Source organism: Anaeromyxobacter sp. SG64, from assembly GCF_022690745.1.
Taxonomy (GTDB): domain Bacteria; phylum Myxococcota; class Myxococcia; order Myxococcales; family Anaeromyxobacteraceae; genus Anaeromyxobacter; species Anaeromyxobacter soli.
In genome coordinates, this window is sequence record NZ_JALCZB010000129.1 from 1 (window position 1) to 10,477 (window position 10,477).

Below are 10,477 nucleotides of genomic sequence, written 5' to 3' on the forward strand. Positions count from 1 at the left end.
CGTCCGCCTGGGCCCGCGCCTCGCCCTCGTCCGCCGGCGCCGGGCAGCGCACCGCCGCGAGGTCCGGGCGGAAGCCCCGGCGCGCGAGCGCCTGCAGCCCGGCGATCGCCCGCGGCGCGCCGCCGGACGCGTCCTCGAGCGGCAGGACCCAGTCGACGCCGAGCCCGCGCTCGACGGCGGGGGCGGCCACCTCGGCGAGGACGCGGCCGCGCTCGGGCGCGGAGACAGCCTTGCCGTCGATCGACACGTGCGTGAGCCCCGCGTCCACGAGCGCCCAGGTCTCGGAGACGGCGCGCTCCACGTCGAGCGCACCCTCCCCCGCGACCCTCACCTCGCCCGCGAGCAGGAGCGGCAGCCCGCCGGCGACCTCGTCCGCGGCGGCGGTGACCTCGGCGAACCAGCGCTCGGGGCGGCCGCCGCGCGGCAGCGCGAGCCCGAGGGCGCTCCCGAGCGCCTTCGCCGCGACGAGGGCGCCGCGCGCGACCGCCGCCGAGGGCGCGCGGACGAGCGGCAGGACGAGGCCCAGCTCCGCCGCGGGCGCGAGCAGATCGCGGAAGGAGAGCGGGCACGCTGCGCTGCGCGGGGGCAGGCGCTGGACGGTGCGCGCGGGCCGGAACGCGGACAGGCGCGAGATCACCCGCACGGTATAGCACGCGTCCGGCCGGGCCCGCGGGCACGCCCTCGGAGGGAGCGCCGTCAGTGCGTGTGCACGTCGTGGAGGTGCTCGTACTCGACCGACTCGATCTGGAGGGTCGTGTGATCGATCCCGAACGAGCGGCGGAGCCCGCGCTTCACCTCGTTCAGGATGTCGTCGTTGCGGCCCATCGACTCGGCGCGGACGACGAGGTGCGCGGAGAGCGCGTAGAGGCCCGAGGAGATCGTCCAGATGTGGAGGTCGTGGACGGCGGACACCCCCGCCGCCGACTCCATCTGGCGCGTGACGGCGGAGACGTCGAGGTGCCGCGGCACGCCCTCCATCAGGATGTCGGTGATCTCGAGGATGAGCCGGAGCGCGCCCCACACGATGAGCGCGGAGATCGCGAGGGACAGCACCGGGTCGAGCCAGCGCAGCTCCGGGTGGAGCGCCATCGCGCCCGCGCCGAGGAGGATGGCCACGGAGGAGACGGTGTCCGAGAGCACGTGCAGGAACGCGGCGCGCGCGTTGAGCGTGTGCTCCCCGTGGAGGAACCACAGGATGGCGAGGTTCGCGGCGAGGCCGATCGAGGCGATGATCGCCATGAGGCGGAGGTCGATCGGGCCGTGCGGCTCCTGCAGGCGCTGGACCGCCTCCCAGACGATCCAGGCGGAGAGGAGGACCAGCGCGCCGACGTTGATCTGCGCCGCGAGCACCTCCGCGCGGCGGTAGCCGAAGGTGCGCTTGTCGTCCGCGCGGCGGGTGGCGAGGAACGCCGCGACGAGCGCGAGCCCGAGCGCGCCGGCGTCGGTGAGCATGTGGGCGGCGTCGGAGAGGAGCGCCAGGGAGCCCGAGAGCCACCCGCCGATCGCCTCGGCGACCATCACGCCGCCGGTGATCGCCATCGACGCGCCGAGGCGGCGCACGCTCGCGCCGGCGTGGTGACCTCCCATGCCGTGCGCGTGCGGCCCGTGATCGTGCTCGTGCGCCGGATGGCCGGGCGCGTGCCCGCCCTCGTGCCCGGCGCGCGGCTCGTCGTTCGGCCCCGGGTGCCGGTGCTCGTGCGCTCCGTGGCCGTGGGAGTGGCCGTGCGACATTCCGCTTGAACCTCCGCGTCCCTCAGTCTACGCCATGGAGCCACGGACGGGCACCCGGGGCGCGAGGCTCTCGCGCGGCGCGGCGCCGGTCCGGCGGAGGTCCATGGAGAAGACCGAGCATCTCGCGACGGGCCAGGACGGCACCCGTCTGCACTGGACGAGCACGGGCGCGGGCGGACCTCCGGTGGTCCTCACGGACGGGATCGGCTGCGCCGGCTACGTCTGGCGGGCGCTCGAGCCCGCGCTCGCCCGCGAGCGGCGCGTGCTCCACTGGAACTACCGGGCGCACGGGCGCAGCGCCGCCCCCGAGGATCCCGAGCGCATGACGATGGACGACTGCGTGTCGGACCTCGTCGCGGTGCTCGACGCGGCGGGCGAGGAGCGCGCCGTGCTCGCCGGCCACTCCATGGGCGTGCAGGTCGCCCTCGAGCTCCAGCGCCGCCACCCGGAGCGGGTCGCGGCGCTCGTCCTCCTGTGCGGCGCCCCGGGGAACCTGCTCGACACCTTCCACGACTCGGCGGTGCTCCGCTACGCGTTCCCCTACGCGAAGCAGCTCGTCCTGCGGTACCCGGACGTCGCGCGGCTCGCCTTCCGGACGATCGTCCCGACCGACCTCGCCCTCGGCTACGCGATGACCTTCGAGGTGGACGGCACCCGCGTGCGCCGCGCCGACCTCGTCCGCTACCTCGACGAGCTCGCCGAGGTCGATCCCACCCTGTTCGTCCGGCTGCTCTCCTCCGCCGCCGAGCACGACGCGAGCTCGCACCTGCCGAACGTCGCCGCCCCGACCCTCGTCGTGGCGGGCGAGCGCGACTCGTTCACGCCCATGCGCCTGTCGGAGGCGATCCACCGCGCCGTGCCGGGCAGCGAGCTCGTCGTCGTGCCGGGCGGCACGCACGTCGCGCCGCTCGAGGAGCCCGAGCTCGTCGCGGAGCGGACGCTCGCGTTCCTCGGCGAGCGGGCCCCCGTCCGCCGTGCCGGGCGCGGCGGCGCAGCGACCGGCGCCCCGAAGAAGCCCCGCCGCCGGACCGGTGCGGAGCCGTCGCCCAGGCGCCGCACCCCGCGCGCGCAGAAGCCGCGCGCCCGCTAGATGCGACCCTTGCGCCGCGCGCTCCTCGCCGTCGCGCTGCTCGGGGCGCTCGCCGCGGCGCCCCGGCCCGCCGCCGCGCAGCCGTACGATCCGGCCTATCGCTGGCGCACGATCGACACGGCGCACTTCCGGATCCACTTCCACCAGGGCGAGGAGCCGCTCGCCCAGGACGTCGCGGTCGTCGCGGAGCGCGCGCACGCCGCGCTCACCCCCGTGCTTGGGTACGCGCCGCGCCGCACCGAGATCGTCCTCTCCGACGACGTGGACGACGCGAACGGCTCGGCGACGCCGCTCCCCTACGACACGATCCGCCTCTACGCGGTGCCGCCGCCGTCGCTCTCGGAGCTGAACGACTACCGCGACTGGCTCGAGAGCCTGGTCTTCCACGAGTACGTCCACATCCTCCACCTCGACCACGTCGGCGGCATCCCGGGGGCCGCGAACCGGATCTTCGGCAAGCTGTTCGCGCCGAACGGGCTCGTCCCGGCGTGGATGACCGAGGGGCTCGCGGTGCTGCACGAGTCGAACGGCGATCCCGCGAGCGGGCGCAACGCGAGCGCCATCCACGAGATGTACGCGCGCGCGCTCGCCCTCGAGCCGCCGGGGTTCCCGCCGCTCGACGAAGCCTCGAACCCGCTGCTCGAGTGGCCGGTCGGGACCGCGCCGTACCTCCTCGGCGGGCGCTTCATGCGGTTCCTCGAGGAGCGCTACGGGGACGCCGCGATCGCGGGCTACCTCGGCCGGCAGGGCGCGCAGCTCTGGCCGTACGCGCCGTCCTGGGTGGCGAGGCCGTACTTCGGCGGCCGGTCCTTCCCGGAGCTCTGGGCCGAGTACGCGGAGGCCGAGCGCGGGCGCGGCGAGGAGGTGGTGACGGCGGTGCGCGAGCGGCCCGTCACCGCGGCGCGCCGGCTCACGGCGCGGGGCGGGCGCGCGGAGAACCCGCGCTGGAGCCCGGACGGCTCGTTCGTCGCGTACTGGCGGCGCCCGCTCGACGGCCGCCCCGGGCTGTTCCGCGTCTCGCCGGAGGGCGAGGACCTCGGCCGCGCCGCGACCGTGGACGCGAACGGCACGTTCGCGCTCCGCACACCGGGCGAGGCGATCGCCGCGATCGGCGAGGTCCACCGCGAGTTCCGCGTCTACGACGACCTCCGCCGCGTGGACCTCCGCACCGGACGCACCCGGGCGCTCACCCGCGGCGAGCGCGCGACCGATCCGGATCTCGCGCCGGGCGGCGCGTTCCTGGTCTACGTCCAGCGCTCCGGCCCGGGGGTGCTCGCGCTCGTGCGGCGCCCGCTCGACGCCGCCGGCCGGCTCGGCGCCCGCGAGGTGCTCTTCTCGCACCGCGGCGCGGAGGTGTACGAGCCCCGCGTCTCCCCGGACGGCCGGCGCATCGCGTTCACGCTCCAGGAGGGCGGGCGTCGCGATCTCGCCCTGTGGGAGGACGGGCGCGTCACGCGCCTCGCCGACGACGGCGCGCTCGACACGTCCCCGGCCTGGACGCCGGACGGACGGTTCGTGCTCTTCGACTCGGATCGCGGCGGGCTCTACAACCTGTACGCGTGGGAGGCGGCGACCGGCGAGATCTCGCAAGTAACGAACGTCGAGACCGGAGCGTTCCAGCCGGACGTCTCGCCCGACGGGAAGACGATCGCGTTCCTCCTGTACTCGCGCGCGGGCTACGACGTCGCCACGATCCCGCTCGATCCCGGCAGCTTCATGCCGCCCTTCCCCGCCCCGCCCGCGCCGGCGGCGGCGTGGGACCAGACCCCGACCGCGACCGCGACGGCGACCCGGACGGCGCCCGCGCCCGCGGCGGACGATCCCGCCCCGCTCCCCTCCCGCCCCTACCGCGCGCTCGACACGCTCGGCCCGACCTTCTGGCTTCCCTTCCTCTCCGGCGACGCGTCGGGGACGGTGGTCGGCGCGATCACGGGCGGCGTCGACGTGCTCTTCCGCCACGCCTGGGCGGCGCAGGCGTTCTGGAGCACCTCCTCGCGCGAGCCCGGCTACGCCCTCGCCTACCAGGGCGCCTGGTCCTGGCCGCGGCTCGATCTCTCCTCGTCGCGCTTCGTGGGCAGCTCTCCCGACCCGGGCGACCGGCTCCTGTCCGTGTGGACGCTCGCCGACGCGGGAGCGACCTTCACGTTCACGCGGCTCGCCCGCGTCACCGCGCTGAGGCTCGGCTGGAGCGGAACCCGCTACGACACGCTCGCGGGCGAGCCCGGCCCGGATCCGCGCCTGCCCTACCCGTTCCGCGACGGCTTCCTCTCGGACCTCTCGCTCCGGCTCTCCTACTCCGACGCGCGGCGCTTCGTCCGCTCCATCTCGCCCGAGGAGGGGCGGAGCGCCTCGCTCTCGCTTCGCTACGCCGGGCCGGGGACCGGAAGCGACTACGACCTCGCGCGTGCTCGCGGCTCCGTGGAGCAGTACCTGCGCGTCCCGGGGCTCGCGCGGACGGTGCTCGCGCTCAGGCTCTCCGGCGGCCTCGCGCGCGGCACGCTGGGGGGGAGCGCGCCGTTCGAGCTGGGAGGCGTCTCGCAGCCGGACGTGCTCTCGATCGCCCTCGGGGCGGCGCTCGGGCTCACGGGCTCGCCGCCGGATGCGCTGCGCGGCTATGCGGTCGGGTCGTTCGAGGGGACGGGGTACGTCCTCGCGAACGGGGAGCTGCGCTTCCCGCTCGGCAATCCCCGGCTCGGCCACGGCACCTGGCCGCTGTTCCTGCGGCGGGTGCACGGCGCCCTGTTCGCCGATCTAGGCGAGACGTTCGACCGGCCCGGCGAGCCGATCCTCGCGGGCAACCGGCTCTCGGGCGAGGCGCTCCGGCTCGGCGTCGGCGCGGAGCTCCGCCTCGAGCTCGTCCTGGGCTACTTCCTCCGCACCGACCTGCGGCTCGGGCTCGCCCGCGCGATGGGCGCGCCCTTCGGCGGGTGGCGGGCCGCGGACGCCTGGCTCGGGCCCGACGAGGTCTCACCCTACGTGATCCTGGGAGCGTCCTTCTGACCGGGTCGTGGGGCGTCGTCGGGTCAGGCCGTCCGGGGCCGCCGCACGAACGCCTGGGCGATGCGGAACGGCGCGAGGACGAGCGTGCGCGCGAGCCGCGTCGTGTCCTGGACGAGCTCCGCCAGGATGGCCGAGATGGGCGTGCCGAGCTCCTCGGCGGTCCGCGTCGCCGAGTCCACCTCGGCCATGCGCTCGACCTTGCGCCGCTCCGCCTGGCGGGCGGCCTTGCTCTGGCGGGCGCTCTCGCCGCCGATGAACTGCTTGCCGGGCGCGGCGCGGCGGAACGCCGCCTCCTGCTGCCCCATGGCGCTCTTCGCCGAGCCAGGACGGTTCTTCCTCATGCCCTGAAGCTAGGCGCGGAGCGTCATGGGCGCGAGCGACGCCCGACTCCGCGACTCCGCCCTTGCAGGGCGCTCCGGGCGGTGCTAAACAACGCGCCCGTTTCGACGGAAGAGCGCCGACATAGCTCAGTCGGTAGAGCAACTGATTCGTAATCAGTAGGTCCCCAGTTCAAGTCTGGGTGTCGGCTCCAGTTTCGCGGGCGCTTGGCCTCACGGTCGAGCGCCCGTTTCCTTTTGGGCCACTGGAACCCCTCCGCGAGTACCTCCTCGTGCCGTCGATGCCGCCCGGCTGGGAACGCCCGGCCCATCGGCTGCAAAGAAGAGCGACGGCGCTCGCCCTCCCCGAGCTCGGGCGCCGCCGCCCGCCAGTCGTGAGCGGCGGTCCCGCTCCTCGCGTTTTTACCCGGGTGTTATTGACGGGCGGGCGCGCTCCGCGGTAGGTCTCTCCCGAGTTTGACCCGGGTGAAATACCGGCGGCTCTGGGGACGCGACTTGGCGGACGAGGACAGGTACACGGCGTTCGCGGGCGCCCGGCGCCTCGCGTCGGGCGCGAGGCGCGACGTATTGCTCGCGGTGAAGGCGCACCACGACGCCGGCGGGGGCTCGGTGCTGGTGTTCGCGGACGCGACGGGCCGGCAGATCGACTTCGACATGCGGGGCACGCCGGAGCAGGTCGTCGCGCGCGCGGAGCCGCCGCCGCGGGTGGGGCCGGGCCGGCCGAGGCTGGGGGTGGTGAGCCGCGAGGTGTCGCTCCTGCCCCGTCACTGGGAGTGGCTGGAGCAGCAGCCGAGCGGGGCCTCTGCGGCGCTCCGGCGGCTGGTGGACGAGGCGAGGAAGCGCGAGCCGGACCGGGAGCGCGCGCGGCGGGCCCGCGAGGCCGCAGGCCGGTTCATGTGGGCGATGGCTGGCGATCTCGCCGGCTTCGAGGAGGCCTCGCGCGCGCTGTACGCCGGGGAGACGAGGCGGCTCCGGGCGCTGGTCCGGTCCTGGCCGAAGGACGTCCGCACCCACCTGCTGGCGCTGTGGGAAGAAGCGGCCCGGCTCGAGCGTCCGCCTCCGGACGAGCCCACCGCGAAGCCTCGCGGCCGCTGAGGAGAGACCCGATGGATCGGAGAGCGGAGCTGAAGCGCGCGGCGCGCGAGACGAGGCCCGAGGCCGGCGTGTACCAGATCAGGAACGTCCGGACGGGGATGATCCTGGTCGAGAGCACGTTGAACCTGAAGACGCTCAACGGCAGGCGGATGGAGCTCGCGCGCGGAGTGCACAGGAACGCGCGGCTCCGCGCGGACGTGAGCGCGCTCGGCCCCGACGCGTTCGTCTTCGAGGTCCTCGAGGTGCTGCAGGAGCAGGACGAGGGCCTCGTGTACCCCCGGGACGCGGTGCGGCAGCTCGAGGCGGCGTGGCTGGAGCGGCTGCAGCCGTACGGCGACCGCGGCTACAACACCCCGTCCGGACCAGGACCGACCTGACCCAGGCTGCGATGGAGCCCGCCGAACGCTCGCACGGCGGAGGCCGGCGACGCGGCGGTTCGCGGCGCAATTCCAGCGCTTTGGAGGGTGAAGCAAGCGTCCGATCTTCGGGGTGGGCGCACCTCCCCGTAGAGCCCTTCCGTGGCTCACGTGGACCGGGGGACCACCCGCCCGTGCGCCCCCTATCCGGGCCGCGCGTTGGACTGTCGGCCCGTTCTTGGCGGCGTTAGATTGCCGCCGCCTGCAGAGCCCCCGAGGCGGGGTCCCGGAGGCGCGGATTTCCGCGCGCTCGCGCCGTGGCAACCTCGCCATTATATTGAGGAATTGCGGTAACTCGCAGATTTTGACCGCGAGCGGAACGAGGGCTAGCATGCGCCCGGCTTCGCCTCCTTAGCGAAGCGCGGAGTCCCCCCCAACCGAGGTCGACAGCGATGGCCGGTCGAAACGGCAGGAAGAGCTTCTACGACGAGGCGATGGAGACGTTCCATCGGGCGGCGGATCTCATCCAGATGAACCCCCGCGTCCGGATGGAGCTGGAGGAGCCGGACTTCGAGCACATCTTCTACGTCACCACGGAGCTGCGCGACCGGCTCGTGCCCCTCTCCGCCGAGGACGCGCCCAAGTTCAAGGACCTGCAGCCCTCGGACATGAAGGCGGCCGACGCGCTCGAGCCGCTCGCGAACGGCAACTTCATCCTGCACCGCCGCGCGCTGCTCCGCTCCGACATCCACATGCGGCAGGGCGTCATCAACATCCCGAAGATGGGCCTCTTCCGGATCGAGAAGGGCGGCCCGCGGAAGTTCAAGGCCTACCGCATCCAGCACAACCAGGTGCGCGGTCCGTACAAGGGCGGCATCCGCTACCACAAGGACGTCTCGCTCGACCTCTTCAAGATGCTCGCCGCCGACATGACCTGGAAGACGGCGATCGCGGAGATCCCGTTCGGCGGGGCGAAGGGCGGCATCAAGCTCGACCCCTTCAACTACTCGCGCGAGGAGATCGAGCACATCACCCTCCGCTACATCTACAAGTTCAAGAACTTCATGGGCCCGTTCGTGGACATCCCGGCGCCCGACGTCGGGACGAACGGGGAAATCATGGCGTACATGATGCGCCAGTTCACGGACGGTGAGCGCGAGCACCACAAGCTCCGCGGGGTGGTCACCGGCAAGGACGTGCGCATCGGCGGCTCCGAGGGGCGCGTCCGCGCCACGGGCCAGGGCGTCGTGTACTGCATCGAGGAGTGGGCGCGCGATCGCGGCTTCGATCTCAAGGGCGCGCGGATCCTCGTACAGGGCTTCGGCAACGTGGGCTCCTCGGCCGCGGAGATCCTCGCCGCGCACGGCGCCAAGATCGTCGCCGTGAACGACGCCAACGGGACGATCCACAACGACAAGGGGATCGACGTCGCGGCCCTGGTCCAGTACGTCCACGGCAACAAGGAGAACCTCCGCCGCACCGTCGAGGGGTTCCCGGGGGCGACGGCGATCTCCAAGGACGACTTCTGGTCCATCGACGCCGACATCTGCATCCCCGCCGCGCTCGGCGAGGAGATCACGGGCGACGTCGCGGAGCGGCTCAAGGTGAAGCTCGTGGCGGAGGGCGCGAACGGCCCCACCACCCGCGACGGCGATCGCGTGATGATGGGCCGGAAGATCGATCTCATCCCGGACATCATCTGCAACGCCGGCGGCGTCACCGTCTCGTACTACGAGTGGCTGCAGAACCAGCGGCTCGAGCACTGGACCGAGGGCGACGTGAACCGCCGCCTGGAGCAGGCCATCAAGAAGAACTACGCGATCATCCGCGACATCGCGCGGAACCGCCCGCAGCGCACGCCGCACTACGACTCGCGCCCCTACTGCGTCGGGCAGGAGATCGACGTCCGCACCGCCGCGATGGTCCTCGCGCTGAAGCGCGTGGAGGCGCACTACCTCATCGAGGGCTTCTCGCAGTAGCGGCCCCGAAGGTCGCCCTCCGGCGGCCCGCCTCACCCCGCGCCCGGCGTCGCGCCAAGCCTCCCCGGAGGCCGGCCCGCCGGGCGCGGCCGTTCAGTCCTCGTCGCCCGCGATCGCGTCGAGGAGCGGCTCCCGGCGCCGCGCGAGGAGCCGCGCGGCCGCGGGCAGCGCGAGGCGGTAGGCGATCGCGCCGGCGAGCCCGAGCGCCGTCCAGCCCAGGACGAGCAGCCAGGGCGCGTCGCGCCGGACGGCGAAGACCACCGGGACCGCGAAGGCGCCCGCGGCGCAGGAGACGATGACCATCCCCGCGAGCGACGAGAGCGGGGAGAGCGACCCGCCGCGCTGAACGGTGCTCGCGGCGGCGCGCGGGTTCAGCACCGAGACGAAGTTGCCCGCCGCGAGCAGCCAGGGGGCGATGCCGGCGTGGAGCGCCACCGCGGCGAGGAGCGCCCAGCCCGGCAGCGGACCGCCGACCGCGATCGCCGCGGCCGCGGCCGCCGCGAAGAGCGCGGCGGAGAGCCCGTAGGCCGCGAGGTTCTTCGCGACGAGCACCTCGGCCGGCGCGACGGGGACGAGGAACCAGACGCGGCCGCCGCCGCGCTCCCAGCCGAAGGCGTTGAGCCAGAAGATCTGCGCCGCCATGTGCGCGTAGAGCGCGAAGCCCAGCACCGGCAGCGCGCGCACGACCTCGCCGGACCCGGCGGGCAGCCGGGGCGGGATCTTCCACGCGACGATCGCGGCGAACGGCGGCAGGATGAGCGCGAGCAGCGTCGCGACCGGGTGGCGGAGGACGTACTTCGCCTCCTTCTCGACGAGCGCGCCCAGCCGGCCCGGGAGCGGCCAGCCGCCCCGGCCCGTCGCCGCCGCGCGCGGCGCGCCGCCTGCCCC

The 10,477-nt window shown here is 74.1% G+C and carries 8 protein-coding genes, 1 tRNA gene and 1 pseudogene; 6 read left to right on the top strand and 4 right to left on the bottom strand.

Features of this window, described 5'->3' with window-relative positions; translation table 11 throughout:
• Both MNZ29_RS22215 and MNZ29_RS22220 read right to left on the bottom strand, forming a co-directional pair.
• A partial coding sequence (locus MNZ29_RS22215; RefSeq protein WP_242356771.1) for a hypothetical protein occupies window positions 1-637 on the bottom strand: 637 nt, incomplete at its 3' end.
• A 59-nt stretch (window positions 638-696) separates the two neighbouring features.
• Window positions 697-1,731: a cation diffusion facilitator family transporter gene (locus MNZ29_RS22220; protein WP_242340427.1), complete on the bottom strand. Its 1,035-nt coding sequence runs from the start codon at window positions 1,729-1,731 to the stop codon at window positions 697-699.
• Window positions 1,732-1,834: 103 nt separating this feature from the next.
• On the opposite strand from MNZ29_RS22220, the gene MNZ29_RS22225 reads away from it, so the two are divergent.
• Entirely contained in the window at window positions 1,835-2,821 is a 987-nt protein-coding gene (locus MNZ29_RS22225) for an alpha/beta fold hydrolase (RefSeq protein ID WP_242356773.1), read from the top strand.
• A gap of 9 nt (window positions 2,822-2,830) precedes the next feature.
• Window positions 2,831-5,821: a BamA/TamA family outer membrane protein gene (locus tag MNZ29_RS22230; protein WP_242356775.1), complete on the top strand. Its 2,991-nt coding sequence runs from the start codon at window positions 2,831-2,833 to the stop codon at window positions 5,819-5,821.
• A 23-nt stretch (window positions 5,822-5,844) separates the two neighbouring features.
• Here the strand turns inward: MNZ29_RS22230 and MNZ29_RS22235 are convergent, their stop codons facing one another.
• Window positions 5,845-6,162 carry a translation initiation factor IF-2 gene (locus MNZ29_RS22235; protein WP_242356777.1) on the bottom strand — a complete coding sequence of 106 codons (318 nt, stop codon included), beginning with the start codon at window positions 6,160-6,162 and terminating at the stop codon, window positions 5,845-5,847.
• A 115-nt stretch (window positions 6,163-6,277) separates the two neighbouring features.
• Here MNZ29_RS22235 and MNZ29_RS22240 point away from each other — a divergent pair.
• From MNZ29_RS22240 to MNZ29_RS22255, 4 genes are all read left to right on the top strand, one after another.
• Window positions 6,278-6,353, top strand: a tRNA-Thr gene (locus MNZ29_RS22240).
• A 271-nt stretch (window positions 6,354-6,624) separates the two neighbouring features.
• Window positions 6,625-7,254: a DUF2239 family protein gene (locus MNZ29_RS22245; RefSeq protein WP_242356782.1), complete on the top strand. Its 630-nt coding sequence runs from the start codon at window positions 6,625-6,627 to the stop codon at window positions 7,252-7,254.
• A gap of 11 nt (window positions 7,255-7,265) precedes the next feature.
• The gene (locus tag MNZ29_RS22250; RefSeq protein WP_242356779.1) at window positions 7,266-7,631 is read left to right on the top strand and encodes a GIY-YIG nuclease family protein; all 366 of its coding nucleotides are present in this window, start codon (window positions 7,266-7,268) and stop codon (window positions 7,629-7,631) included.
• A 431-nt stretch (window positions 7,632-8,062) separates the two neighbouring features.
• Window positions 8,063-9,589: a Glu/Leu/Phe/Val dehydrogenase gene (locus tag MNZ29_RS22255; protein ID WP_242356780.1), complete on the top strand. Its 1,527-nt coding sequence runs from the start codon at window positions 8,063-8,065 to the stop codon at window positions 9,587-9,589.
• A 93-nt stretch (window positions 9,590-9,682) separates the two neighbouring features.
• On the opposite strand, the pseudogene MNZ29_RS22260 reads toward MNZ29_RS22255, so the two are convergent.
• A pseudogene (locus MNZ29_RS22260) lies at window positions 9,683-10,477 on the bottom strand (hypothetical protein); the annotation flags it as partial.